The 26,213-nt window shown below is 68.5% G+C and carries 22 protein-coding genes and 1 pseudogene; 7 read left to right on the forward strand and 16 right to left on the reverse strand.

All coding sequences use genetic code 11. The features are described from left to right. Positions 1 to 95: 95 nt before the first annotated feature. Together ACWEVO_RS01120 and ACWEVO_RS01125 are read right to left on the reverse strand one after the other, a co-directional pair. Positions 96 to 269 carry a hypothetical protein gene (locus tag ACWEVO_RS01120; RefSeq protein WP_452305530.1) on the reverse strand — a complete coding sequence of 58 codons (174 nt, stop codon included), beginning with the start codon at positions 267 to 269 and terminating at the stop codon, positions 96 to 98. A 56-nt stretch (positions 270 to 325) separates the two neighbouring features. Further along, on the reverse strand, positions 326 to 727 hold the full coding sequence (locus ACWEVO_RS01125; protein ID WP_452305531.1) for a VOC family protein: 402 nt from the start codon (positions 725 to 727) through the stop codon (positions 326 to 328). 118 nt (positions 728 to 845) lie between these two features. Between ACWEVO_RS01125 and ACWEVO_RS01130 the strand changes: the two genes are divergently transcribed. Continuing rightward, entirely contained in the window at positions 846 to 1,364 is a 519-nt protein-coding gene (locus ACWEVO_RS01130; RefSeq protein WP_452305532.1) for an ABATE domain-containing protein, read from the forward strand. 19 nt (positions 1,365 to 1,383) lie between these two features. On the opposite strand, the gene ACWEVO_RS01135 is transcribed toward ACWEVO_RS01130, so the two are convergent. Beyond that, the gene (locus tag ACWEVO_RS01135) at positions 1,384 to 2,343 is read right to left on the reverse strand and encodes a LysR family transcriptional regulator (protein ID WP_452305551.1); all 960 of its coding nucleotides are present in this window, start codon (positions 2,341 to 2,343) and stop codon (positions 1,384 to 1,386) included. A gap of 265 nt (positions 2,344 to 2,608) precedes the next feature. Between ACWEVO_RS01135 and ACWEVO_RS01140 the strand changes: the two genes are divergently transcribed. After that, on the forward strand, positions 2,609 to 3,934 hold the full coding sequence (locus tag ACWEVO_RS01140) for a 2-dehydropantoate 2-reductase (RefSeq protein ID WP_452305533.1): 1,326 nt from the start codon (positions 2,609 to 2,611) through the stop codon (positions 3,932 to 3,934). A 66-nt stretch (positions 3,935 to 4,000) separates the two neighbouring features. Here the strand turns inward: ACWEVO_RS01140 and ACWEVO_RS01145 are convergent, their stop codons facing one another. Beyond that, positions 4,001 to 4,153, reverse strand: coding sequence for a hypothetical protein (locus ACWEVO_RS01145; RefSeq protein WP_452305534.1), 153 nt, complete (start codon positions 4,151 to 4,153; stop codon positions 4,001 to 4,003). A gap of 90 nt (positions 4,154 to 4,243) precedes the next feature. Then, a complete protein-coding gene (locus ACWEVO_RS01150) occupies positions 4,244 to 5,986 on the reverse strand; it encodes an N-acetylmuramoyl-L-alanine amidase (protein WP_452305535.1) in 1,743 nt (580 codons plus the stop codon). A 255-nt stretch (positions 5,987 to 6,241) separates the two neighbouring features. Between ACWEVO_RS01150 and ACWEVO_RS01155 the strand changes: the two are divergent. After that, positions 6,242 to 6,403 (forward strand): annotated as a pseudogene (locus ACWEVO_RS01155) (amidase family protein); the annotation flags it as partial. A gap of 211 nt (positions 6,404 to 6,614) precedes the next feature. Here ACWEVO_RS01155 and ACWEVO_RS01160 read toward each other — a convergent pair. The 6 genes from ACWEVO_RS01160 to ACWEVO_RS01185 all read right to left on the reverse strand — a co-directional run bounded on the left by ACWEVO_RS01160 (position 6,615) and on the right by ACWEVO_RS01185 (position 15,620). After that, positions 6,615 to 7,841, reverse strand: a complete 1,227-nt coding sequence (locus ACWEVO_RS01160) for a TIGR02679 family protein (protein ID WP_452305536.1) — start codon at positions 7,839 to 7,841, stop codon at positions 6,615 to 6,617. Then, positions 7,838 to 11,869 (reverse strand): TIGR02680 family protein, encoded by a 4,032-nt coding sequence (locus ACWEVO_RS01165; RefSeq protein ID WP_452305537.1) that lies wholly within the window; start codon positions 11,867 to 11,869, stop codon positions 7,838 to 7,840. Before ACWEVO_RS01165 ends, ACWEVO_RS01160 begins: the two co-directional genes overlap by 4 nt. Next, on the reverse strand, positions 11,866 to 13,083 hold the full coding sequence (locus ACWEVO_RS01170; RefSeq protein WP_452305538.1) for a TIGR02678 family protein: 1,218 nt from the start codon (positions 13,081 to 13,083) through the stop codon (positions 11,866 to 11,868). The genes ACWEVO_RS01165 and ACWEVO_RS01170 overlap by 4 nt, the downstream gene beginning before the upstream one ends. Positions 13,084 to 13,126: 43 nt before the next feature. Then, positions 13,127 to 14,704, reverse strand: coding sequence for a TIGR02677 family protein (locus ACWEVO_RS01175; protein ID WP_452305539.1), 1,578 nt, complete (start codon positions 14,702 to 14,704; stop codon positions 13,127 to 13,129). 227 nt (positions 14,705 to 14,931) lie between these two features. Then, on the reverse strand, positions 14,932 to 15,342 hold the full coding sequence (locus ACWEVO_RS01180; RefSeq protein ID WP_452305540.1) for a hypothetical protein: 411 nt from the start codon (positions 15,340 to 15,342) through the stop codon (positions 14,932 to 14,934). Continuing rightward, positions 15,339 to 15,620, reverse strand: a complete 282-nt coding sequence (locus ACWEVO_RS01185; RefSeq protein ID WP_452305541.1) for a hypothetical protein — start codon at positions 15,618 to 15,620, stop codon at positions 15,339 to 15,341. The genes ACWEVO_RS01180 and ACWEVO_RS01185 overlap by 4 nt, the downstream gene beginning before the upstream one ends. A 258-nt stretch (positions 15,621 to 15,878) precedes the next feature. Here ACWEVO_RS01185 and ACWEVO_RS01190 point away from each other — a divergent pair, with 258 nt between their 5' ends. Both ACWEVO_RS01190 and ACWEVO_RS01195 read left to right on the forward strand, forming a co-directional pair. After that, entirely contained in the window at positions 15,879 to 16,601 is a 723-nt protein-coding gene (locus tag ACWEVO_RS01190; protein ID WP_452305542.1) for a hypothetical protein, read from the forward strand. 1,251 nt (positions 16,602 to 17,852) lie between these two features. Next, positions 17,853 to 19,145: a GAF domain-containing protein gene (locus ACWEVO_RS01195; RefSeq protein ID WP_452305543.1), complete on the forward strand. Its 1,293-nt coding sequence runs from the start codon at positions 17,853 to 17,855 to the stop codon at positions 19,143 to 19,145. A 56-nt stretch (positions 19,146 to 19,201) separates the two neighbouring features. On the opposite strand, the gene ACWEVO_RS01200 is transcribed toward ACWEVO_RS01195, so the two are convergent. From ACWEVO_RS01200 to ACWEVO_RS01215, 4 genes are all read right to left on the reverse strand, one after another. Next, a complete protein-coding gene (locus tag ACWEVO_RS01200; protein WP_452305544.1) occupies positions 19,202 to 19,576 on the reverse strand; it encodes a hypothetical protein in 375 nt (124 codons plus the stop codon). Positions 19,577 to 19,586: 10 nt separating this feature from the next. Beyond that, positions 19,587 to 20,009: a VOC family protein gene (locus ACWEVO_RS01205; RefSeq protein ID WP_452305545.1), complete on the reverse strand. Its 423-nt coding sequence runs from the start codon at positions 20,007 to 20,009 to the stop codon at positions 19,587 to 19,589. 55 nt (positions 20,010 to 20,064) lie between these two features. Further along, positions 20,065 to 20,823: a helix-turn-helix domain-containing protein gene (locus tag ACWEVO_RS01210; protein ID WP_452305546.1), complete on the reverse strand. Its 759-nt coding sequence runs from the start codon at positions 20,821 to 20,823 to the stop codon at positions 20,065 to 20,067. Positions 20,824 to 21,063: 240 nt separating this feature from the next. Beyond that, positions 21,064 to 21,900 carry an SMP-30/gluconolactonase/LRE family protein gene (locus tag ACWEVO_RS01215; RefSeq protein WP_452305547.1) on the reverse strand — a complete coding sequence of 279 codons (837 nt, stop codon included), beginning with the start codon at positions 21,898 to 21,900 and terminating at the stop codon, positions 21,064 to 21,066. A 106-nt stretch (positions 21,901 to 22,006) separates the two neighbouring features. Here ACWEVO_RS01215 and ACWEVO_RS01220 point away from each other — a divergent pair, with 106 nt between their 5' ends. Then, positions 22,007 to 22,468, forward strand: a complete 462-nt coding sequence (locus tag ACWEVO_RS01220; RefSeq protein WP_452305548.1) for a MarR family winged helix-turn-helix transcriptional regulator — start codon at positions 22,007 to 22,009, stop codon at positions 22,466 to 22,468. Positions 22,469 to 22,808: 340 nt separating this feature from the next. On the opposite strand, the gene ACWEVO_RS01225 is transcribed toward ACWEVO_RS01220, so the two are convergent. Then, a complete protein-coding gene (locus ACWEVO_RS01225; RefSeq protein ID WP_452305549.1) occupies positions 22,809 to 23,351 on the reverse strand; it encodes a hypothetical protein in 543 nt (180 codons plus the stop codon). A gap of 285 nt (positions 23,352 to 23,636) precedes the next feature. Between ACWEVO_RS01225 and ACWEVO_RS01230 the strand changes: the two genes are divergently transcribed. After that, the gene (locus tag ACWEVO_RS01230; protein WP_452305550.1) at positions 23,637 to 26,132 is read left to right on the forward strand and encodes a S8 family serine peptidase; all 2,496 of its coding nucleotides are present in this window, start codon (positions 23,637 to 23,639) and stop codon (positions 26,130 to 26,132) included. The last annotated feature ends 81 nt before the right edge of the window (positions 26,133 to 26,213 follow it).

The raw sequence follows: 26,213 nt of genomic DNA on the forward strand, positions 1-26,213 counted from the left end.
CCGAGGGCCGGCTGCGGTGGCGCCGCGGCTTTCGGGTCTACGACCGTCCGGGCGCGTCAGCGTCGCGTTGGCTGACGCCGACGTAGATTTGGTAGTCACCGTCGGCCGTCGTCCGCGACGGAGTTCCAGATGAAGAGTGGATGGTTCGACGACGCAGGGTCGATGGTCAGCTCAACCCTCTGCTTCTCGCCGGGGGTGAGCCAGACCGGATGGCGGGTCAGGGAGCCGGCGAGTTCGAGGGCTTTGGGGCGCAGCGGCCGACGGAACATCACCCACGGGGCGAGCCGCTCGGCGTCCTTCTGTCGAGAATCTGCCGTGCGGTTGACTACGTGGCGTTGGACCAGGCGCGGCTGGACAGGACAAGCCGATATCCGTCGGGGTCCTGCACCGTCACACCCCATCGGTCCCAGTACACGCCTTGAGCGATCCGCCGGCCGCCGGCCTTTTCGAGCCTTGCGACCAAGGACTCATCGACCGGCGCGGACAGATACAGCACGAGCAGGTCTTCGGCTGTCGGTGACGGTGAGACCTTCAGGTTGGGCCCTCCGACAAGTTCGAGATGCCAAAATGCCTGTGGCCAGCCGAGCATGACCAGGTCATGCTCGTCGGAAGACTCGGCGACCGCACGGTAGAGCACATGCAATCCGAGCCCTTGAACGTAGAACCGTTCAGCCGCCGCCAAGTCACTACTGGGACGAGCGAGGCGGATCGCCGCGGTGGGGTCCATCCGAGTAACTCCGTTCTCTCGATCGACGACCACTATCCAAGCTCAACCGGGCTTTAGGTCAATCGAGCGCACGCTTCGGCCGCTATCGTGCGTCAGGGAGCACGGCCGGCTGACTACGGTGGCGATACCCAGACGTAGGCGCGCGGATGACAGTGTGTCGCGCCTTGGCATTTCGGATCCCGCTGGCACCGCGAGGTGGGCCTACCTACTCGACGACACCGTCACCGTCACCCCGACCGGGCACGACACGGCCCGTACCGTGCGCGAGGCGGTCCACCGTTGCGCAAAGGCCCTGATCGCCGGAAACCTCGCGGCGGAGGCCGCCGAAGCTCTCATCAACGCCGCCGCAGCAACCGCGCCGCTGGTCCCGGTGCTGCGACGCGGGGCGGCACGGCTCACCGTCCCGGCCACCGACGCGGAGGCGGCCGCCCTGAACACGGTCGCCTGTGACGCCATCGACCTGTTCACCGGCGCCCTCGCCGAACGCATCCGGGAGCGCGACAGCCCCGAATGCGCGTTGCTGTGTGTCGACACCAGCCGCCCCGGCCGCCGCCGCTGGTGCTCAAGTGCGGCTTGCGGCAGCAAGGACCGCTCCGCGGCCTACCGCCGACGCCGCCAGGCCGGAGCACCGGCGTAGCCGGCCCCACTGATCAAGGTCAACCCAGCCGCCGTGGCGCGGCAATGGCTCCCGGCTCCCGACCGGGCCCGTCGGCTGCCTCGTGGTTGGCCGAGCAGCGCTGCCGGACCATGTCGGCGAAGGCGCGGGCGAGCGGGGTCAGCGCGTCCCAGCGGCGGACCGCCCAGCCGACCGGCAGCGGCGGCAGGTCCGGCAGCGGCAGGAACCGCACCGGGCTGTCCGGCGCGGCCGCGGCGACCTGTCCGGGCAGAGCGGGGACGACGGCGTGCCCGACACCGAGCCCGGCCAGCAGGATGGCCGTGTCCCAGTCAGCGACGCCGGTGTCGGACGTCGGATCGATACCCAAGCGCGCCAGGGCGGTGTCCAGGTGGGCCCGGGAGGAGGAGTTCGCTGGGAGGCGGATGTGCCTGATGCCGACGAGATCTGCGGCTGTCACCGGTCCCCGCACGGCGAGCGGGTCGTCGGACCGTACCGCAAGGACCCACGGCAGTTCCACGACCGTGCTCTGCTCGATGCCCGGTGCCGGACGGCCGATGGTCACCCAGGCCAGATCGACCGTGCCCGCCGCGAGCGCGTCGAAGCAGCTGCGCGAGGCGGTCTCCGTCCGGAACTCCAGGCTCGCCCGGGGGTGCCGCGCGCGGAAGTCGACGACCGCCTCGGACATGAAGTGCCGCACCGTCGTCGCACCCGTTGTCACGCGGACCGATCCGGCTTCGCCGCGCGCGAGTTCGCCGAGTCGGCGCAGGGCCAGGTCCAGCCCGACGATCCCCTCCCTCGCCGCAACCTGAAGCACCAGGCCCTCCGGGGTGGGCACCACACCGCGCGCCCTGCGTTCCAACAGCCGCACCCCGGTCGTGCGTTCCAGCCGTTTGACGTGCTGGCTCACCGCGGACTGGGTGCAGGACAGGTCGCGGGCAACGGCGCTCAAGCTTCCCGCCTGGCAGACCGCCACGAACACGCGCAGGTCGTCGAAGGTCATCGGCACGCCGGCCACGGTAACGCCCTGTTCACCCAAGCTCTGGCTGGGGGTTTCATAAGCAAACCCGAGGATTGACTTGCCTGTTGGTCCTCACCAAAGATCATCGCGGGCCTACGGCGGCAACCCCGTCCCGCCTTCCGACGACCGTCTTGAAAGGCAGGAGACAACCGGGGCGGCTGCCATCCCACCGAGCTGAGAGGAACCAACCGTGCCTCACCCCGCGTCCGTCGACAGCGCCAGCGACTCTCCGCCGTCCCCCACGACGGTGGCCGTGCTCGGCCCCGGAGGGGTCGGCGGCCTGCTCGCAGCGCTGCTCTCGCGTGCCGGCCACCGCGTGATCTGCATCGCCGGCGAGGAAACCGCAAGCTCCCTACGCCGCAACGGGATCAACGTGCGCAGCGCCCAGTTCGGAACCTTCACCGCCCAGGTGGAAGCGGACACCGCCCTGCGCGAGCCGGTCGACCTCTGCGTGGTGACGGTCAAAAACACCGCGCTCGACGCGGCACTCCAGCGAATCCCCGCCCACCACCTGGATGACGCTCTGCTGCTGCCGCTCCTCAACGGCGTCGAGCACGTGGACGCCCTGCGGGATCGCTACGGCGCGCAGCGTGTGGTCCCGGCCGTGATCCGCGTCGAGTCCACCCGCTCCGCCCCCGGCGTGATCGAACACAGCAGCCCCTTCACCGAGATCGACCTGGCCGGCCCGCAGGACCGTCTCGCCGAACTCGCCGCACTGCTCACCTCCGCCGGCGCCGACACACGCGTCCTACCGGATGAGAACACCGCGCTGTGGACCAAGTTGGCCTTCCTGGCCCCGTTCGCCTTGCTCACCACCCGCCACCAGCTACCCATCGGCGACATTCGCACCGAGCGAGGCGAGGAGCTGGCCGCCCTGGTTGATGAGACCACCGCGGTCGGCCGTGCCTGCGGAGCGCAGACAGATGCCACCCAGATCCTCGCGCGGTACGACGCCTTCCCCGCCGCGAGCAGGTCGTCCATGCAGCGCGACGCGGAGGCAGGGCGCCCGCTCGAACTCGACGCGATCGGCGGCGCCCTGCTCCGGGCAGCCGAACGGCACGGCATCCACGCACCACACACCGCACAACTCGTGAGGGAGCTTGAGAGGTTGAGCTCTCACCACGGGGAACATGACGAGATTCCGACTCTTGAACTCGCCTTCCCCGGTCCGGAACGCGACCGTGGTGTGGCGGCAATCCTGGGGGGCCAGAAGACGGCGCTCACGGGCCTTTTGGAGATCTATGAACACGCCGGAGAGGCAGTACCGACAACCGGTCAGCGATTCTCAGTGCTCGACTCCGAAGGTCGCCCGGCCGTCACGATCGAGGTCGTCGACGTGCGCATCGTTGCCATGAAGGAGATCGACGACGACTTCGCGCGCGCCGAGGGGCGCGGCTACGCAGACGTGGCACAGTGGCGGGCAGCCCACGAAGAGTTCTTCCGGAGCAAGGGCGTGAGCGAGTTCCTGGGCCGCACCCCGGTTATCGATGATGACACTCTCGTCGTTGCCGAACGCTTCCGAGTGGTCGAGCCCGACGGCCCGAACAGTTCGGGACCGCGCCCGAGTCGATGATTGCCCGGGCACTCGGTCGAGGCAGCATTCGGGCGGGAATGGTCAGAACAGCTCCTGTTCGGGTACTCAGCGCATCTCGCGGTGGACGGGCTGGCGGTCATGCTGATCTCCTCCGACCTGGAGCAACTTGTCGGTTCCTGCGACCGCGTCCTGGTGCTGCGTGACGGTGCGGTCGGCGGTCAGCCGACCGGGCCGAACGTCACCGACGAAGAACATCATGGCGCTGCTCGCGGCGACCTGACCGCCGCCCCACCAGGGCGCTCCCGATGGGGCGGCGGATTGCGGCCGCGGGACGCGGGCGGTGACGGCTCAGCCGGTCTGGACGGCGGTGACGCTGCTCGCCGGCACCCAGACCTGGCGGTGGTTGAAGTTGATGCAGTACCACAGCACCCCGGACTCAACCGTCGTGTACGGCGATACGTACTGCGACCCGCTCGGCGAACTGCCGATGGCGTAGGTCCGTGATGCGGTGGGCCGTCCGTAGACAGTGGCCGCCTTGTTTTTGGCCGCGCCGAGCGTGACCACCGAACCGCGGCCCGGAACCGCTGCGCCCGGTGGTACGGCCAGCCAGGCCAGGGTGCCGGTCGCCGAGTAGCTGCTGGTGGATGTCATTTCCCCGTACCACACCTGGTACATCTCGTAGCCGGAGCCGGCCGGGTCGGTGACGTGCTGCAACGTGTAGTAGCTGATGGCCGGTTCGACGTTGTCGGTCACGTCGGTGATGTCCGTGGCGCTGCCCTTGCGGGGTACCTTCCCGTAGGCGGTGGACGGCCCGGTGTACAGGTAGAAGAAGTTGAAGTTGTCCTGCGTCTCGGTGCCACCGGGCCCGAGCGGCTGCTGGTCACTGGCCGGCTTCAGGGTGATCACTCCGGCCGGGCCGGTGCCGGTCGGGAACGGCACACCCTGCTGGTTGATCAGGCCGAGGTAGTAGCTCCACAGCCAGTACGGGCCGGGGTCGACGTGATTGGGCGACGAGCCGAGGGTGGGCGACGGTGTGGTGCCGTGGCTCATCACGTGGTCGTGGTCCAGCGGTATGCCGTACTTGGTCAGCAGGTACGCGACAAGCTTGGCGGAACCGAGGTACTCGGTGGCGTTGTACCACTGGTAGCCGGTGGCGTCGTAACCGGTGTGTTCGATGCCGACGGCCCGCTCGTTGTACCAGTAGTTGCCGGCTTGGTAAGGAATGTCCTTCTCCCTTAGCGTCTGATAGACCGTGCCGTCGCTGTCGACGATGTACTGCATGCTGACCTGGCTGTTCCGGTCCCAGAAGACGTTGATCGCGTCGGTCGCGGTCCCCTCGATGTCGTGCACGGTGACGAACTTGATCGGGAGATCGTTGGGACGGTTGGCGCCGGCGTAGGTGCAGGGGCTGAACGTGTTGCAGTCGTAGCTCGTCGGCACGATGCAGTTGATCGCGCCGGGGTAGTCCACGTTGGTGTCGGAGGTGCAGCCGGCCGGCAGAGCCGCCAGCGCGGGCAGTTGCGCTGTCACCGACCGGTTCGGTCGAACGTGCACCGGCGAGAGCCGGATCATCTCGCCGGTCTGCGCTCTGGCGCTCACACCGGTCGCCAGCAACTGGTAGACGACGTCCGCGTAATCGACGGCAACACTGCGGGTGCGCGCCTGACTGTACCCGGCCAGCGGGGCGTACCAGTCGGCCAGCCCGCGGGGCGTGAGGCCCAGTCGGCGAGCCTCGTCGCGCAGCACCGCGGCGCCGCCGGCGATGTTGACCGCCAGGTCGGATCGCACCCGCGCCACGGGCATGCCGAGCAGCCGAGCCGCTCGGTCGAGGCTGTCCCCGTGGTCGTTGTGGACCAGGTGCATACAGCCGTATCCGCCGTCGACGCTCGGCGTGCCGCCGTGATCACCGAACCGGCCCTCGAGATAGCAGATCGCGGTGAGTAGCGGCGCTGGTACGTCGAACCGCTTCGCGGCGGCGGCGATCGCGGTGGACACTCCGCCGGACGGGCTCGACCAGGCGGATGCGGGAACTCCGAGCAGCACGAGGCAGTTCACCACCATGACCGCCAGCCACCGTTGGATTCTTGACATGGCCCACTCCTCTCACCTGCCCGCTCCGCCGTATCGCGGCGCACGGCCGTCAATGGGAGGCTTATCGCTATCCACATATGGATGTCAATATTTTTCGTGGCGCCGACATCGGCCGTCACCTGTTTTCGTACGCGGCGCGCCGGGCGAAGCACCAGCGACGGTGCGCCGTAGCCGGGTCGCGGCCCGCGACGCCTGGGTTGTGTAGCGGCTCAAGGCCGCCTGCGCCATCGTGGCCGGCAAGACCGTGACAACCGAATTCGCCTACTTCACCCCCGTCCCACCGGAAATCCGCACGATCTCGGCCGCGCCCCCGGCGGCTCGTTCAGCGGGTCGGCCGTCGCGGTCGCCGCCGGAATGGCGCCATTCGCCCTCGCCACCCAGGCCGCGGCCTCAACCACGCGTCCTGCGGCGTACTGCAGGGTGGCCGGGTATGTCTTGCCCACGCCACAAGCCCAAGGTCGTGACGGGTCCATCCTGCGCCATGGATCAGGTGGGCAGGCACAGCCGGGGTGTAGAGAGACGCCGCATGGGGTCAGCGGAGAGTACACGTCCCGCTGTCACGTGGCGACCGGCGTGCTACACCGATACGCCCACAACTTGCGGTTGACGTCGCCGACGAGGAATCAGCTCAGTAATCTGCGGGCGTGCGGATCTGGCGGCTCATGTCGGCGAGCAGGGATTCCACCACCACCTCTTCGAGCAGCGCGACGCCATGTGCGCGGACTGCCCTCGCCAGCTGTGGGTTCCACGGCGTATTGTCGACTCGGCCTACCGGTGGGCCCTCGACGGGAACCGCTTGCAGGTAGTCGTCTGCGTGAAGCAGCCAGGCCTGCGCGTTCGTCTTGGTCATCACGTGGGCGGCGATTCGTAGCCCGTCGCCGTCGAAGTCTCCGTGATACCGCAACTGCGCGCCGGTCGCGGCGATGTCGCGTAGCAGCATGATCGCAGCGGTGCTGGGCCAGCCTGCGGTGCAGACCAGGGGTGGGCAGGCGGGCCCGAAGCGACGCAGCGCAACTGCCACGACCGAGGGGTTCTCAACGACGAAAACCGGCCCGTGGAGCTGGCCTACGGGATGGTGGCGGAGTTGGGCGAGGGTGACCAGGGTTGCTTGGCCGGCGTCTGCCCAAGTGCGTAGGCCTTGCGTGAGTGGGCCGTCGCCGATGGGTCGCATCCCGGCGACCAGGACGTTGGTCGACAGTTCATCACAGGCGACGCCGAAGCGTTCCCACAGCTGCCGGCGGCCTTCTGCGTCGGTGGGTGGCTCGTCGCCGTGCAGGGTCGCCAGGGCCCGGAGGATGAGTTTGCCGAGTCGGCTGTCGTCGTCGAGGGCGTGAGAGTTGCCGGTGAGCTGGGCGGCCAGTACCGGCAGGGGCTCTCCGGCCGCGGGCAGGGCGGCAAGGATGTCGAATGCCTGTTCCAGCAGGCGGCGGGTGGCGGAGGTGTCACCTGCGGGTAGGCCGCCGGCGCGGATGCGCTGGAGCCACGTGATCAGGGCTGGCTCTGCGGCGACAGTGGGGTGTTGCTGTGCCCATTGCCACAGGTCTTCGCGTTCGGCAGCGCGTTGGCGGCGCTCGCTGGCCCGGCTGGTGATCGGGCCGCCGATGGCCTCCACCAGTCCTCTGGTGTCCAGTCCGGTGGCGACATGCAGGAGCGTGTCGAGCGTGCGCAGTGGCACGGTCATTTCTGAATCGGGGGTGTAGGCGAGGCCGAGGAGGTCTGCGATTGCGGCCCGTTCCTGCGGTTGCAGGCCGTGCAGTCGTATCCGGTTGACCGGGCCGTCGGTGGCTTCGAACCGGCGTCGGGCTTCGGCCCACAATGGTGCGAGTTCGGGGCGGTCGAATCGGGTGGCGCTCATCGTTCGTCGGCGAGGATGTCGTGGCCGGTCCAGACGAAGCGGGCGGTGGTGACCGCGTCGTCGCCGTCTTCTGTGCCAGCGATCAGTTGGTGGATGGCGATGCCGTCGACTTCGGCGTAGGTGCACCATTCTTGGTCCGAGGTGAGTAGCAGGTCGAGGTCGAGGGCTTTCAGGACGCCCATCAGTTGTCCTCGGTTGGTTTGGTCGACGCCGACGAAGACTTCGTCGAGGAGGATCAGTCGGGGCGCGGAGGGTGCGGCCCGGTAGTGGGCTCCGGCTGCGGCGAACAGTGGCAGGTGCAGCACGATGGCCTTTTCGCCGCCGGATTTGGCGCCGTGCTGGCGGCGGGTGACGGGTGACCATTCGCCGGTGGTGGAGCGGATCTGCACGACGAAGCGGTGCCAGCGTCGGTAGTCGAGGGCTTCGCTGAGCTGCTGTTCCCAGCCGTCGGTGGAGCCGGTATTGCGGATGTCGTCGATGCGGGTGCGGAAGAAGTCGTGCAGTGCGGCGCGTTGGGTGTCGGTCAGTAGCGCGGGGTCTTGCAGGAGGAGTTCTCGGGCTTTCCGTAGGCGTGGGTCGAGGTCGGTGTTGACTTCCCAGATCAGTCGGACGCCGAGGCCGGACACGGTGCGGACTTGTTCGAGTTGGGTGCTGGTGTCGCGGACGAGGTCGGCGGCTTGGCGGATGCGCAGGGCGACGTGGCGGCGGGTGTCTCCGGTGAGGGTGCGGTCGAACAGTTGGCGTTCCTCTTCGGTGAGGTGGGCACGCATGTCGTCGCGTTCGGCCTCGAGTCGCTGTACAAGGGCGGTGGGGGTGGTGGGCAGGCCGTCGACGGTGGCGGTGACGACCTGGACGTCGCACTGCTCGTCAGGAGTCATGGCCAGGTCGGCGTATCCGGCCAGCGACGCGGTGATGACGTGTAGGACGTTGCCCAGTTCGCCTTCGTCCTGGCGCAGGTGGCGGGGGCCGTGGGCGAGGTTGCCGATTTCCTCGGCGAGCTGTCGCGCGGTGTGCAGGGTCGCGGTGACGGCGCCGACACTGGACAGGTCGGTGGTGAGGGCCGCGTCGGGGCCGAGGAGGTCGGCGAGTCGGGTCAGCTGAGCGGTTGCGGTGTCGCGGACAGCGCTGGCTTGGTCGCGATCTTGTTCGGCTCGTTCGGCGCGGGCGTTGAGGTCGTGCAGTTGGCCGATGAGAGTGTCGTGGCGGGGGCGTAGGGCTCGCAGGTCGCGTTTGAGGTTTTCCATGTGGTTGCGCAGCTGGTGCACCTGATCGAGCACTGCCCGGTACTCGACACCGACGGTGCGTTCCACCGCCTCGAGCCGGGCCGCGAGACCAGCGGCGATGTCCTCGACAGTCTCGGCGCGGGCTCCTTCTTCCTCGGCGAGGGTGGCAGCGCGATTCGCTGTGTCGCGGGCGTCGTCGCGCCGCGCTGCGGTGTTTTCCTCACGGTCGCGGTCGGTCAACCAGCCGTCGGCTGCCTGCCGCAGCGTCCGCAACGCGCCGGTGAGGCGGTCGAGGTCCGCGGCGGCGGTGGGGAGGCCGTGGCGGGAGCCGACGAGCGTCAGTTCCCGCAGCGCGGCCCGCGCGGCGTCGTCAGCGGCGGCTACTTCGCGGCTGGCCTCGTCGAGGAGGTCTTGTGTGCTGGCGAGTTTCAGCTCGGCGCGGCTGACCTGTTCGGCCGCGCGCGCGACCGGACGGTGGTCGGGCAGCGCCGCAAGCTCCATCTGCAGGGTGTCGCGCCGCTGGGTCAGGTGCCGGATGGTGTCGCTGATCCGGGCGCGTTCGCCGTCGAGGTCTTCGATCTGCCTGTTCAGCTCGTCGATCTGGCGGCGTCGGTTGTGTTCCCGGGCTGCTGCGCCCAGGTACTCGACATCTGGTTTGCTGGCGTTGCCGTAGAGCGGACCGAGTCGCCAGCTTCCGTCGGCGCCGATGGCGGCGACGTGGTGGGGTGGCGCCGGTCCGAATGCCACGCTGGCGAGCGCGGCGGCGACCAGCGGTGCCGGTACGGGCGCGCGCTCGTCGGGGGCGAGAATGGCGAGCAGGGATTCGTGGGGTGCGCGCAGGGTGGTGGCGGCGGCGAGGTAGGTGTCGTGGCCGCGGCGGTCGGACGTCACGGACCCGTCGGGCCAGATCCAGGCGTCGAGCAGGCCGGACGCCTCCAGGGCAGCTTCCACGGCGGTCTGTACCGGGGGTGGTACGTCGCCGCGCCAGTCGACCAGCCGCCAGAGCGGACCGCCGGGCCGTTCCTGGCGGGGTGCGGTGCGCCGCGGCGGCGGTGCCGGCTCGGGGGTTGCGGTGGTGGACAGCTCTGCCAGCTGCCCCGCGAGGGGTTGTCGCCGTTGGCGCAGTTCGGTGTCGCGGGTCTGCTGTGTGGCCTGGGCTGCGGCGAGCTGTTCGCGGACGGTGGCTGCCAGTTCGCTGAGCAGGGCACCGAGGGTGGTTTCGTCGCCTGCCAGGTCCGCTAGTTCGCCTGCCCGGTTGGCGATGGGCAGCACCTCACACGTCGACGCCCATGCGGTGACGCGGTCACGCAGGGCGGCCATCTCGTCGTCGTAGCTACGGGTGAGCTGCCGCAGTGTGGTGTTGGCGGCGTCGCGTTCTCGGGTTCGTCGTTCTCGCCTTTCCTGGGCACGGTCGCGGTCGGCGACTGCCCGCTGGTGGATGGTTATCGCGGCGCTGACGGCGGCTATTTCTTCCTCACGGCCGCGGATCATGCCCTGCAGGAGGCGCCGGGCCCGCTCGGTGGTGTCCGCGGCGACGGGTTCGATCAGGGTGGCCATTCCGGCGGCGAGCGCTGCGGCGGTGGTGTCTCGCCAGGATCTGCTGGTTTGGGCGGCGGTGGCGGCGACCTGGTCGGAGAGGCGCGCGGCGTGTTCGGCGGCGCGGGCCGCCTCGGCGCGTCGGTTGTCTGCCGTTTTGCGGGCGCCGGCGGCGGTTCGCTGGGCGGCGGCGGCCTCGCGCCGTAGGTCGTCGAGCTGGCGGCCCTCTCGGTAGGCGTCGCTGTCGCGGAGCCCGCCGATGCGTTCCTCGGTGACGGTTTGTTCGCGTTCGTTGGCGGTGATGGCTGCGCTCACCTGCGCCAGCTCGGCGGCGGCGACGGCGTGGTCGTGGCGGCGTTGGCGGGCGTCGCGGGTGACGTTGTCCAGCTGGGTGGTGGCGGCGATGACGTCGGCCGCGCCGCGGCGCAGGGCACGCCGGGCGTAGCGCTGCTGGCGTTCGGCCAGCCGCCGGGCCGCGGTGACTTCCTCATCGAGGCGGGCGAGGCGTTCGCGTCGCCGGTCGAGCTGCTCGAAGCCTTCGGCGATTTCGGCCAGGTCGGCGGCGTCCAGTGGCGGCAGGGCTTTGGAGAGCACTTCCGACAGGGCGTCGGGGTTGAGGTGCTCGGACAGCTTCGGCGTACGCAGTTGCAGCAGCGTCGCGATCAGGGCCTCGTACTGTGTCTCGCTGAGTCCGCGGAACAGGGTTTCCCGCACGGCCCGCCGGTAGGACTCGGCGCCGGCGTGGACGCTGCCCTGGTCGCCGAGCACCTGGTTCAGGTCTTGGCGGGTCAGGGGAACGTTGCCGTCCTTGACCAGGGACAGGCCGTCGGGCTCCCCCACGCGCAGTGTGGTGGTGAAGTAGGTGGCGTCGACGGTGCGGGTGTTGGTCGACGCCGCCAGCCGTGCGCCGCAGGTGAACCACTGATTGTCGCCGCCGTGCCCGAACTCCAGCCACACGTAGCCGACTCGGGTGGTGTGCGGGTAGCCGTCGCCCATGAGGTTCCAGTGCATGGTGCGTTCGGACCCGCCGAACGTGGACAGCCGCGCTGGGCGCAGGTTCGCATCCAGCAGGTAGGGCAGTAGCAGTTCCAAAGCTTTCGACTTGCCGGTGCCGTTGGGTCCGCGCAGCAGCAACCGGCCGTGGTGGAAGGTGAAAACCTCGTCGTAGTAGCGCCAGACGTTGAGGACACCGGCGCGGGTGGGCTGCCACCGGTCGGTGCGCAGTTCGGGGTGGGGGGCGCCGACGGCGGGCAGGGTCAGGAGGGTCACCGGCGGCTCCTTTGCCTGGGCGTGACGACGGTGGGTTGGGCGACCGCGTAGCGGGCGGCGGCGGGCAGCGCTCGGACGATCCCGCCCTGGCGGTCTATGAGCCCGAACCGGGCGAGCAGCGCAAGGGCTTCACCGGTCAGCCGGTCGGGTCCGCCGTCGGAGCGGTAGGTCCGCGCCCAACCGGGCACGGCCGTGAACCGATCGGTGAGCTGCCGGATCAGCTGCTCCTCGCCAACGGGGTCGGGGCGGGCGGCGAGGATGGTGTCGAGCAGCAACAGCGCCGCCTGCCCGGCGACGCTGCCGCCGGCCGGGAACTTCTCGTCCGTCGCGAGGGCGTCCGGGTCGGCGGCCAACATACCTTCGGCGCGTTCTTCGAGGATCATGCCGGCGTCGGCGACCGCGGTGCGCAGCATCCGACGACCGGTGATGCTGTTGGCGTAGGCGCGTTGCGCGTCGGACAGGTCAGCGTAGTAGATCACCGGGTCGTCGAGGAGCTTGCGGACGATGGAGTGGCGCAGCCACCTGTTGCGCTGCTCGTCGGACACCTCAGCGGCGGGATCGTCGGCGCCGCCGTAGCGCGGTTCGTGGACCAAGGCGCTGATGTCGCCGTCTGGCAGCCGCGACGGGGCCTGCCGGGCGGCCAGGAGCCGGACGAGTCGGCCGCCATCGACCCGGTAGAGCACCTTGGCGTCGGTCTGCTGAAGGTAAAAGTCGGTGCTGCCGTCCACGGCGGTGAGTACACCCAATTCCTCCAACACCAGCAGCGCATCGACGTAGGCGCGGCGGTCGTCGTGCCGGGAGCTGTCGAAACCGGCGATGTCCGGCTCGGCTGCGCACGCGTGGGCGAGCCGCTCCGCGATGATGCCGATCGTGGTCACGGGCCCGCCGAGCAGTTCGGCGGCCACCATACAGAGCAGGGTGTAGCGGCGCCGGTCGAAAGGGGTGCCCGCGCCGCGGGGGCGGCGCGCCGGCCGATCGGTCGGCGGGCGGGGTGAGGTTTTCATAAGCCGGGCGTACCCGGCGCGGGGTTCGACGATCAGCCGCCAGCCGGTGTGGGTGTCGAACCAGCTGACCATCTCGGCGCGGTGCCTCACCACGAGGGCGAAGTCGGCGCCGGCGTCGCGGGTGAACAGGGGGCGGGCCAGGAGCGCGCGGATCGCTTGGGCCCGCTCCGTCGCCCGTTCCCGGTCGAGTTCGCTGCGCAGGTCACTCACGCGCAGGCCCCTGCGGCCGTCCGATTCACTGCGTCGCGCATGGTCACGCGCTCACCTCCGCACCCGACCGGCCGATGGGAAGCCCCGGCGGGCGAGCCTCGCTGATCGACACCAGCAGGTCGGGGGCGGACAGCACACCGTGCGGTGTGCGCAGCACGGCCCGCCCAGCGGCGTCGACGTCGGTGAGGGTCACGACGAGGCGGCCGTCGGCGGTCGCCGCCTGCCGCACACCGTCGCGCTGCGGGGCGGACAGCGCCCGCGACAGCAGCTCCAGCAGCCGGGCGAAGCTACCCGGATCGAGCTGCGCGAACGCCGACAGCCGCACCGGTCCCGGGGTGGCAAGCTGCGCCCACGCCCGTTCCAACTCCGCCCGCTCCGCGAACACCCGCCCGCGGCGCAGCCGACGCACCTCGTCAGTGTCACGGACGCGGGCGGTGCGGGCGACCTTGTCCACCTGGCCGGTGGTTCGCAGCAGCGGCGACACCGGTACTGCCGGGGCGTCCCACCACGAGACGGTGGCCGCAACGGCCGTCGGATCGTCGGGGGTCAGGTGGGTGTGCCGGGCGGGCCACAACCCGAACGCCGCCGACCACAACCGGTGGGCGGTGTCGTCGGAATCGCTGGTGGCGAACCAGCGGGCCAGGGCACGGAAGTCAGCGGCGGTGCTGGTGCCGCGCCGCCGGCTGTCCGTCAGGCGCTCCAGGGCCCGCATCAGCGCGACGATCGCCCGTCGTGCCACGTCGGCGAGCTGATCAATACGGGGGCTGGCGCTGTCGGCGGGTTGAAACCACGCGCACAGGCCATCCCACCGGGCGGCGCGCTGCTCCAGCCAGCGAGGTGCGGGGTCCTCGCCACCGGGCAGGGCCGGCAGGTCAGCGCCGCGCAGCGCGCGGTGGTGCAGGATCGTGACACCGCGCTGCTGAAGGCGGGCCACCGCGGCCCCGATCGTGTGCCGGCGGGCGTCGAGGTTGGTGACGAACTCCGACAGGTAGGCGATGGTGGCCTGCTTGACCTCGGCGAACGTGGCCGGGTCGGCACCCTCGGCGCGCAGGAGCCGCTGCAACTGGCCGTTGAACTGTTTCGTGCTGGCCCGCAGGCCGGCGAGGTGGCCCTCCAGTTCCATCAGCGCCGCGTACACGCGACGGTCGGGGCTGGCATCGGCGGCGAGGAGGTCGTGCAGCTCACCGAGCCGGTCGAGGATCGCGTCCAGGACGGCGGTCTGCAGGGCGCCGGTCGAGGACAGATGCTGTACCGCGTGCAGCACCGCCTCATAGGCGGCCTCGCCCTTGCGGCTGAGCGAGTAGTGCAGGTTACGCCGCTCGTACTCGGCCGCCGAGGCGTAGTGGGCGGTGTGGTTCTGTGTCCGCTCGATCAGCCCGTACTTGTGTAACGCTCCAAGTGTGTAGTCCAAGGCGCTGTCGGCGACCGGCTCGTACCAGCCGACACCGGGTAGCCCGGCGAGGATCTCGTCGAAGGTCAGCGCGGCGACGAGCCGCTCGTGGGCGTCACCGAAGACCTGCATGACCGCGGTGTGCAGGTCGGCGCGGTCGGTGGTGGTGAAGGTGAACATGTCCGCCGGGATCTGGCGGAACGCCGGCAGCGAGCGGGGATCCTCTGCCATGCTGCCTCCCGTTGTGCTCGCGGTGTTTCAGGCTACCGGCTGGTGCCGACACGAGCTGGTGGGGCGGGGGCCCGTGCAGCCTAGCCCGACCCAGCTACGTTGATGAACCCTCCACCAAACCCGGGGCTTGACAACAAGGTCCACCGGCGGTGCCGGTGGCCGATTAGCGACTAGGTAGGCCTACCGGCGCTGCACCGCCCGTTCGAGCAGCGTGGCTTGAGAAGGTGTCAGCCCCAGGTTTCGCTGATGTCGAGGATTTCCAGGCCCGAGGGCAGTGCGGGTGCCAGGGTCTTCGCGTCCCGGGTGACCAGGTAACAGCGGTAGAGGACGGCGGTGGCGACGGCGTGGGCGACGTCGAGCGGCACGTTCGCTCGGGCGGCGATCCGGGCGACGCGCCGGCTTGTGGCGGCGTCGTAGACGGCCACGTGGATGTCCCGGTCCTGGCTGAACAGAAGGTCGAGCATGGTGGCGGCGGCCGTGCCCGCCAGCTGAAGCTGCGCCTGCCCGAGACAGAGGGCGGGCACCCACACCTGTTGCTCCGGGTCCTCCTCGGCGAGGGTCAGGATGGCACCCGGTTCGATGCTGGTTCCCGAGGCGTAGGCGAGAAGCGCGGAGGTGTCCAGGACCAGGCCGTTCACGCGGCAGCGGTCCCCTCGTCGTCGAACTGGCGAAGCCACTCGAGGTTGCGAGCATGCTGCTCGTCGCTGATCGGCGGAAGCTCGGCGAGGCGTTGCCTCGTCCGCTCCACGTCCTCGTCGGTCACCACGTAGCCCAGCTGCGCCCACCTGGCGCGTAGGTCGTCGGCGCGCATCTTGCGGCGGAGGATCCCCGCGATGAAGCCAGAGGTGTTGCTCTGGGTGCGCTCCACGTACGCGGCCACATCGTCAGGCAGGCTGATCGTGATACGGCGAGTCATACTTTGAGCATACCCGCTGCATACCGACGAGCTACGTCACGATCAGGCGACGCACGCGACGGCTGCCCGCGCTCGGCGAATACCCTCGGCGGTAGCGGAACATCGCCTCTCGCCCCCGCTAAAGAGGCCTTGCATCAATGCACCGGATCAGCGGGCCATGGGCCGTCCGTTTGTCATGGAAAGCACGCCAATCACCTCATCGACCCTCACCCTTTGCGTAGATAGCCTCGACTCAGGGCGATCACGGCGGAGGTGCCCGTGGGCATTTCAGAGGTGCTCGTCGATGGGAATGTCCTCGCTGTGCTCGGTGAGGATGGCATCAGAGCCGCGTGCTGCCATTTGCATCCGGAGGACTGCCAGGTTTGCGGCAAGCCTCTCGGTGGCGTCACTCCGCAACTGGAGGTAGAGGAGTTCCCAGCCCTCTACGCGATCTTGCGCCATGCATCATGCGGCCCGGCCAATATGCGGTTTCCATACGGTCTGCATGTCCTGAGGGGTGGCAATACAGTCACCTGGGCCGCCACCTCAGTCACGATGACCGTCGTAGTGGGAATCACACCTCCAGTGATCATCCTGAACCCGGGCCTCGAGTGGGTGTACCTGACCCGTGACAGCGAGGGGCAGTGGCGGGTCCGCCCAGACGGACACTTCCCGGACGCCGGATTGACAGTCGCAGGCCCTGGGTTCGTCTTCAGCAGCCGGACTGCGGCAAGGGCAACGATCGGACCGCTGACGGATGCCATCGATCTAAGAATTGGTTTTCAGACCTACCGCGTGCCCGCTAGGCCCAATTTCCTGGCAGCAGTGGATTCCTATGACGGATGTTTTCTGATTGCCACTCACGCCCTTAAACCCAGCAGGATCGTTGACTGGGATGAAGTGTTTTCTGCCATCAAATCCGGGCGTACGGCGATCGGATGGGTGCGGTTACCACGGCGGGCGACTCCCGGACCGGCGGATGCAGGGCCCGGTTCACTCTGACTGGACTCGGCCCCGTGCAGACACGCACGACGACAGTCGTAGCCCCGCGCTGTCAAGAAGCACCATGGCGCTCTCCAGGAGGTGGGCGAGCGCGAGCCCTCCGCCCGGTTCAGCCGGATCGCCGGTACCTGCAGCTTGCGCCCAGGGCCGTCCGGATCGCTGATGTCAACGGGCGGTCGTTGCGAATCACGACCACGCCACACCGTGTGCGGCGGCGTCGTTGTGGACGACGTCCGGAGTCCGCGGCAGCACGGCCGGCAGACTGCGGCTGCGTCAGCTTGAGATCATCCTGGTCATCGCAGCCCAGTGCGGGCTCGCGATGAAGGTCTGGGCCGCGCGCACCAGCGCGGAGCTTTTCTCATGTCCACGTGGCCGATCATCAGCCGAGCCGGTAGCGGGCAGACCAAAATGCTCGCTGGACGTGAGGACCAGTCGCGGCATCTCCGCGGTCCTGCTGATCGGGGCAGGCGCTGTCAGCCTGCCGGCCGCTGGCGGCCCTCTCAACCCGGTGCTCTGGTCGGAGTGAGCAGGCGAACTGGCCCTCGCCGGAGTGGCGGGTGCAGGGGTCAGCCCAGGCATAGGTGGTCTTCACCCTGCCCACCGTCTGGTGTCCCTATGTTCCCGGCCTGTCGCCGGTGAGCCGCGGCAGCCGGCACCGGCCGTGCTGGCCAGCGCAGCGTTGTCCGCGAACGGGTCGACAATGAAGGACACCTCCGGGGGCGTCGCGGTTCTCGGCGACAACCAGTTGCGCCGGCACATGGCTAACCTCCCGAAGGTTCCCGGGTATTGCGAGGTCTGGCTGATCGATCCCGCAGCGATGAAGATGTTCTGCCTCGGCACGCTGAGCACGAGTTCGGCAGACGAATCGCTCCCGATGCCCAGGACCTGCGGACGTACTTGGCGCTCGACGTCCCCGCCGACCAAGACGACAGCAAGCCCGCCCACCCCGGTGACAGTCTGCTGACGGGAACCTTGACCGGATTCTGGAACCTTGGTCGCCGGCCGGATCCCGGCAACGCTCACCCTCGCGGTGATCCGGTCGCCTTCCGGTCGGCGACCGCTAACGACGGCCGGCCTCGCCAGCGCCGAGGCATCCAGCCAACCACCACGTCGACGCCGCTACGAATGGCGGCTCGAATCGCCACCTCGGTAGACTGCACCGGCGGCCACAGCCAACTCCTACCCGCTGTGGCTCCGCCACCGGTCGGCGCGCCGTCGGTCCCCCCGCACTCACAGCGAGAGGCAAACCACATGACGGCGGTATCCGGTCAGCAGCCGACTGCCGCCAAGCGGCCCGTTGCCTGGCAGGCAGCGGAGGAGGACATGCAGGCATTGTTCGGGCAGTCCATCGCCGTCTTCGCGTCGCTTTCGGGGCCAACGCACCTGGTGCAGACCGCCAACCGGGCGTTCTTCGCCGCCATTGGCGAGGAACGGGCTCGCACCGGAGTTCCACTCGTGGACCTGATGCCCGAACTATCTGATCAGGGCTTCGTCACCCTCCTGGACACGGTTTACCGCACGGGCGAGGCCTACACCGGCCGTGACGTCCGGGTCCTGCTGGGCACCGGCGCGCACGCTCGGGAGGCGTTTTTCGACTTCACCTACGAGCCCCGGCGGGATGCCGACGGCAACGTCACCGGGATCCGTGTGATCGGGGTGGAGACCACCCAGGTCAAGCATGCCCAGCGGCTGATGACCGAACATCGGGCCCTGCTGGAGCAGATCGCTCGTCAGGCACCTCTGACCGAGGTGCTCGACGGGATGGCCCGCTGTATCGAGAAGCTCGCACCGCAGGAGGTGCTCGTCTCCGTCCTGCTCGCCGACGCAGAGGGCCGGCACCTGCGCCACGGCGCCGCGCCCAGCCTGCCCGACTTCTACAATCAGGCCATCGACGGGATCGCCACGGGTGAGGGCGTCGGCTCCTGCGGCACCGCCGCCTATCGCCGCGAACCCGTCATCGTCACCGACATCGCCACAGACCCCTTCTGGGATGACTTCCGGGATCTGGCCGGCCGGGCGCGGCTGGCCGCCTGCTGGTCGACGCCGATCCTGGCGCTTGACGGCAGCCTGCTGGGCACCTTCGCGATGTATCACCGCACCCCGCGGGTCCCGCAGGACAGTGACCTCGCCCTCGCCCGGGTCTTTACCGACACCGCGGCCTTGGCCATCGAACGCCACCACATCGAGCAGGCGAAGGCGATCGCCGACGCACGGGCCAAGGCAGCGCATGACGAACTGGCCAAAGCGGTACGCGCCGAGCGGGAACTGCGTGCCGAGGCCGAGCAGCGCGCCGCCGCCGCCGCGGAACTGACCGCCCGGATGCGCGCGGCCGCCGCCGCGCAGGCCGCCAGGCCCCGCCCCGAGCAGTGCGAGCTCGGTGGCAGCGACGGGTGCGTCGCACGGGCCGAGATCAAGATCGCCGATTCCTGGGGCGACGCGGCGTGGGGCTGCCCGACCCACGTCGAGGAAGCCATCATCAACGTGCGGTCCGTGTTCATCGCCAACGAAGAACTCGGCGGCCTTGCCGCCTACCTCGCCCGTTAACAACTGCGCGGCGGCGTCAGTCTTCGTCCACCGCATGCCGTCCGCACCGGGATGCGTCACGGCAGTAGACGGACGGCGACAGCGCACGTGTCGTCGTCGGGGCTGGGCAGGTGCAGCGCCGGACGCACCTCGGATGTGGGCCACTCCCCCGGCAGCCGCGCACTCAACGGCGGCAGCCACGAGCATCCGGCGGGGATCGCCGCCAGCACGTGCCGCACCGCCGACACGATCGCCGGGTCCACGGGCGAGTCCGCCGAGTCCGCGGGCGACCGGCCCTCGTACGCCTTGCCGGCAGCCTGCTCAACGTCGGTGACGACAGCATCGCACGCGCTCATCATGTTCAATCGCGTGACGATGCGTCCCTGGGGGTGAGCGAGCCCCGGCAACGACACCGAAGGCGACCCGGGGCCGTGGCTGACGCCACGGCCCATCGAGGCCCGGTCAGTTCTGGCCGGCGGTCGGGCCCTCGCCCATGGCGCTCGGGTCGAAGGCAAGAAGTTCCCAGCAGTGGCCGTCCGGGTCTTCGATCGCCCGGTTGTACAGCCAGCCCATGTCCTGGACCGGGCGTGGCTCGGTGGCGCCGGCGGCCAGCGCCGCCTCGGCGAAGCGGTCGACCTCCTCGCGCGACCCCGCGGCGAGGGCGTTGATCGCCTCGATCGCGTCGTGCGAAATGGGCCGCTTGGTGAACGTGGCGAACTGCTCGGGTGTCATCAGCTGCACCGCGATCGCCTCGTTGAACACCACCTGGGCGGAGGTGTCGTCGGTGAACTGCGGATTGATGGTCCCACCCATCGCCGTGTAGACCTTCTTGCTCGCCTCCAGGTCGGCGACCGGCAGGTTGACGTAGATCTGCGTGTAAGCCATTTCAGCGCTCCAGGACGTTCTGTCGTGCCGGCGGGCTCCGGCGTCGACAGCAACGCTATGGGCGCACCTCGGTGTCGGTCTTGTACAGGAGCGACAGCACTTCGTCGGGGTCGGGGCGTCGTAGCTGGGTCGCCGTGAGTCCGAGGAAGCGGGTCAACGATCGAGCCATGTGCGGCTGGTCGTGGTACCCGACCTGCTGAACCACCTCGATCGAAGGGGCGCCCTTGATCAAGAGAATGGCGGCATGCCTGGCCCGGTCGATCTGGCGGATCGTGCCCTGGGTCAGCCCGGTCGCCGCGACCACCCGACGCTGCACGGATCGAGGCGTGACCAAGGTGGTCGTGTCCCCACGCAGGACATCGGTCACCAGCGGATCGCGGACCAGCAGTCCGGCGCGGACCAGGCGGTCCACGAAGGCCTCGGCGTTGTCGTAGGTCGGTAGCTGCCACTCGTCGCCCTGCAGGACGAACGAGCGTGCCGTCGTGTGGGGGCTCGTCACCGCGGTGTCGACCAGGTCCGACACCGGGATGGGCGCCAGGAACGCACCGTGTTTGAAGATGATCCCGAAGGTTTCGCCGTCACCCGGGGCCAGGTCCAGGACCGTGGGTATCGTCTCGGGGCCCCGCACCGCCACATTCGTCTCGCCCCGGTGGCGCCAGACCACGAGCTCCCAGTTGGAGTTCGCGGCCGACCGCATCCGCGCCGGCAACGGCCCGGTCACCTCGCCGGCTCGGTAGATCCGCTCGACGTACGGAGAATCGGACGGACGCTGCTCGACGCCCAGATCCAGATCAAGGCTCCGGGTGACGGTCACGACCGAGAAACCTAGCATGACCAGGCAATGAACCCGCCGAGCTACGACTCCCGGCACTACGGCTACTCGGGGCGGACAACCTGGTTGGTGTGGTCGTGGACCGCCGGCTGTGCGCCTGGCACCGCTTCCGGCCTGGATCGGCGGTCACGCCCGAGGTTGTCCGGATCGACCCTCTATATGTGGGGTGGTGCCGGGCAGGCCAGTCGGGTAGCGACGATAACCGGCGCGAGCGCCGGTGGGTCAGGGTCTACCCGCCCCGGGCGCGGGTGCCGGGAAAGCCACGACCCGCCCGCTGGGCGGCGACGACTCGGGTGCGGCCCAGTTCTGGCCCACGACGAACAGGCGCGGGTGGTGGTCCCGGCTTAGTGTGCAGGCGAAGGCACCCCGGTCGAGGCTGACGGTGGCCAGCACCTCGCCACCCTGGCGGACCCGAACGCAGTGCTGGTTGCCGACGTCGGCGTACCAGACGGCGCCCTCGGCGTCGAAGCAGATCCCATCGGGGTGATCGCCGGGGGTGTCTGCCCATACGCGCCGACCGCTGAGGCCACCGTCGGCGTCGATGTCGTAGGCGGTGAGTCGGTTCGCGTACGACTCGGCAACGACCAGCGTGACACCGTCCGGGCTGATCGCCATGCCGTTGGGGAACGCGAGATCGTCGGCGACCCGGCGGACGGTGCCCTCGGGGGTGACCAGCACGATCAGGCCCGGGGCGAACTGGCCGCCAGGAAAATCGAACCCGATGCGGTTGACGTAGGCGTTGCCTCGCTCGTCGACCACGATGTCGTTCCACGGCTTCTGCGATATCCCGGAAAGGTCGGCATGGCAGACCAATGATCCGTCCGGCTCACGGCGCAGCAGCCGTTGCTGTGTCGAGGCCACGACGAGCAGTTGCCCGTCCGGCAGGAAATCGATGCACATGGGGAATGAGGGGACGGTCGCCGCCACCTCGTGGCTGCCGTCGGTGCTGAGCGCGATCACCTGATTCGCGCCCCAGTCGGAGAACCAGACTCTGCCGTCGTGCCAGCGGGGCGACTCGCCGAAGACGACACCTTCCATGAGGACCTCAGGAACGCTCACATCATCTCCTCCGCTCGGAAACGAAGCCGCAGCCTCAACACTCAAGCCAGACAGTCATAGATCATGACCATCCTGTTCCATGAGCATAGTGGGTTACGATGGCGTCATGACGCAAGAGGAGGCCGATGAGCAGCCCAAGCTCACGTCCAGTACCGGCTTTCTGCTCGCTCGGCTCGGCGCTGAGTCGAGACGTCGGTGGGTCCGGCTGCTCTCCGAGCGCGGCCTGAGCCCGCACCACTTCGGGGTGCTCATGACACTCGACCAACTCGGCGAGACACATCAGCAACGGCTCAGTGCGGCGATCGGCGTCGACCCGCGCAACGCCGTGCCGATCTTCGACACCCTCGAAGCCCGCGAACTGATCACGCGTACCAGCGATCAGACCGATCGACGCAAGCGCGCGGTGGCCATTACCGCGGCGGGGCGGACAACGGTCGACGAACTTCGCCGCACCGGAGCCGCGCTGGACGACGACCTGCTCGCGGGCTTGACCGACCACCAGCGGAGGACCCTGCACGGGCTGCTCCTCACGGTGTTTCACACGGTCGTCGACATCGAAGTTCCGTGACGATCCCCGCGCAGCCGTCCAGCCGGTCGCTCGCGCGTGAGCTCGACCAGAACTGCGCCCATCCTGAGACGACGGGTCCCGCGGGCACCCCTGCGCCGCCTCGATCCGCACCTGGGCCGAACTGATCTCCAGAGGGTTTCTCGGCCATCGGCAACGGCTCGCACCCCTCGTGGTGCGCGTACGCCGCCTTCGTATCTGCTGGTGCAATGACCGCAGCCCCGCCCCGGTGTTGGCTCGCTCGGATCTGGCGTCATCCTCACCATGGGCCGCGGCGACGGCGCCGGCGGCGTGACAGGCAGAACCACAGCGGCGTCGCGTATCCGGATCGTCGAGCTCTCCGCTACCACCACCGACGCTGGGTCGGACCAGTGGAAACGAGGAGATGCCCCTCGGGCAGACCCTGCCTGGTCGGACCGGTTCTCTTGGACTGGCGAATCAGCAGCGCCGCGAGCAGCGATATCACCGCCGCCATCGCCTCGATCAGCCACAGCAGCCAGGATCGAACCCCCATTGTTGCGGTCCGCGGCGTCGGGCTTGCCCAGCCAGCGAGGTCTCCGGCTATCAGCAATGGCTGACCGGCGATGGTGGCGTGTACGACCCAGTTGCCGATCGGGTGTGGATGGCGCGGATCCGCGGCCAGTGCTGGAGGTCGGGCCTGGCCCATCCAGTGGATGCGGTGGTCGTGCCACCGCTCGGTGCCCTTCTGGCCGACTGTCTTCCAGGCGGGGGCGAGGGCTCCTGAGTCTTGGGGGCGACGCGGCGTGGGGTTGTTCGGCAGCGCCCCACGGGCGTCACGCGAGTAGTTCGACGGGCACAATCGCGCCTCCCCAGGAGGCAGGGATCTGACCCGCATCCGCGGATAGGAATACAACACCGCGTGCATGGACGAGCTGCCTGAACGCGCGTGCTGTGCTCTGTCAGTGACCGATCGCTTGTGAATCAACGGTCCGGTCGTCGCAAACGCGGATCGGGTCGGCTCGCGTTCCAGCGCCGGCGGCGACCGTGCGACAGGCGTAGGAGCCGACGGCGGCCATCTTCCACAGGCGTCCGATGACCTGCCGCACGTCGGTCCGTAGGTTCGGTTCGACCGTTGTGGCGACTGGCCCGTGTCTATGCCGACGAGGGACCTCGAGCCGCTGGTCGACGGGGTGGTGTGGGGAGGAGGAGCATGCAGATGCGAAGAGGGAAATTTGCCCGGCGCGGCTCGGTGCTGGCTTTGGCGGTCGTGGCCGCCGGCCTGCCGGCGACCGGCGCCCTGGCCGGGTCGGGGGCCGACGGACGCCCGGCCAGCGCGCAGTGGTCGAACCGGGAAGACTGCACGCAGTGGTCGTACCCGGAAGACCCGGGCTTTGTCGCCACGAGTCCAGGGGAACTGGATGCCGCTAAAGCCAGTTGGGAAACGCCGGAATATGGTAATTATACGGGTCATAATCCTTCGACTCCTGGCACAGCAGTCAATTCCCCATGGCAGCTCTCCGCGGTAAACGCGTCCACCGCATATGCGCTGGGCTACTGCGGGCAGGGCGTCACGCTGGGCATGATGGATTCGGGCTACAGGACTACACACGAAGCATTTCAGACCGACCTGATCGATTCGGTGACAGGAGAGGGTGTCTACGGCACGTCCGGCTACGGGTATCGTGGCGCGACCCCGTCGAACCCGTTTACTGCCGGCGAGTGGTTCACTGTGGCCGGTGATCAGGCGAGAACAAGTGACTACTCGCACGGGACCGGCATGCTCGGGGTCACCTCCGGCATGCGCGATGGTATAGACCAGCACGGCATCGCCTTCGGATCGAAGATGTATGTTGCCAAGACTGGCGGTTCCGATAGCCAGTCCCACGGCCCCTTCCACGATTACGTGTACTGGTATACAGCCAATAAGGCCTTGGTCAACGCGGGCGCCCAGGTCATCAACAGCAGTTGGGGCTCTTATGTCCAGACTCTTGACAGAACCCGCTACGACGGCTTGGGAAACGACCTTGGAGCCAACGGCAACCGTGCCAACGCTTACCAACTGACTGGCAAGGACAGCGCCAGCGCGACGGCAATGGCGACCATTATCCCCAACGAGTACATGAAGGATCTGGAGTACCAGTATTTCTTCTTCAAGAAGAGCTATTCGGAAGGCGGCATTCAGTACAATCCGAACTACCCCGGACGTTCCTTCATGGACGCCATCTGGGACGCCATCAAGGACAGCGGCACCGTCAACGCAAGGTCGGCCGGCAACAACGACTGGAGCAGCCCGTATTTTCGCCCGGCGTATCCCCTCTTCAATCCCTTGGCGGAGAAGCAGTGGATAGCCGTCGGCGGGGTGCAACCGCCCACTGCGACCAATCCCGAATACACAAAGCAGTTCGGGTATAACGAGGCGGGGCTCGCCAAATGGTGGAACGTGTCTACCCCTTCAAACAGCGTTCGGACCACGAGCAGCGGGGGCGACACCAACTATTCGAACTCAAACGGCACGTCACCGGCAACGCCGGTTGCGACAGCAGTGATGGGCGTCCTGCTCTCCCGCTATCCGAACATGGACGCCAAGCAGGTGCGTGAGCTGATGTTCACCACGGCGAACAACAAGATGTCCGACGGGGTGAGATTCCTCGGCACCGGGCAGACCTCCCCCTCCGGGGAATCCATCGCCTGGACCGCTCCCGACGGTCTTCCAGACGAACGCTGGGGATGGGGGATTCCCGACTTGGCCAAGGGCATGTACGGCCCCGGCCAGCTCCTGAGCCCCATGTCCTACAACATGGATAAAGCGCCCCTGGACGTCTGGTCGAACGACATCAGCCAGATCGCGATCAAGGAAAGGGAAAAAGAAGATCTGGAGTGGCTGGCCGGCTACAAGAAGCAAGGCATTGCCTACGCCGGAGAATTCAGCCCCAACGTGCTGAAGCCGGACGGCACGCTTGACGAACAGGCCTTCATGCTTCAGGGCATTTTGGGTGATCCCCACATCCAGGCTATCACTAACGGCCATCCCGAGTTGTACGACAAGATCACCTACGAGGACGCCGTCAAGTGGCGCAAGGAATGGATGGACGAACGCGCGGCCTACATCCAGAACAACATTGACAACAACCTCTACACGGCTTCCCTGACCAAGCAAGGCCCCGGGACGCTGATCATGACGGGCGACGCCACCTACGAGGGCGGCACGACGGTTGAAGGCGGCAAGCTTTCGATCACCGGCTCGCACGCAAGCTCGATCGACGTCAAGGGCGGCACGCTCGGCGGCAGCGGCAACGTGGGTGACAGCGTGACCGTCACCAGCGGCGTGCTGCGGCCCGGGCTCGCGTCCGACGAGGCCGCGCAGCTCACCGGCACCTCCGGGGGCAACGTCCTGAACGTCGGCGGGAACGTGACCGTCGGCAGGCAGGGTCGCGTCGCCATCACGATCTCCGGCGACCGGGACTACACGAGCGTCCGGGCGGCGGGCAAGCTGGTGCTGGACGGCGAGCTGGACCTGGACGTGCGGGGCAAGCTGACCCCGGGCACCGTGTTCACGATCATGAGCGGTAGCTCGATCAACGGCGCCTTCCACGCGCTGCCCGAGAACCGGGCCCTGAACGTGGGCGGTTACCTGTTCCAGGTGTCCTACAAGAACAACAGCATGACGCTGACCGTCATGCAATCGGTGCCGAACAACGGGAAGTAGGCCGTGATCTGCGGCTTGACCATCGTCAAGCCGTGGTGAAGGGACCGTCAGGAAAGGTGGGCCGCGACGCCGAGATCGGCG

This window comes from Micromonospora sp. NPDC003776 (assembly GCF_053605645.1).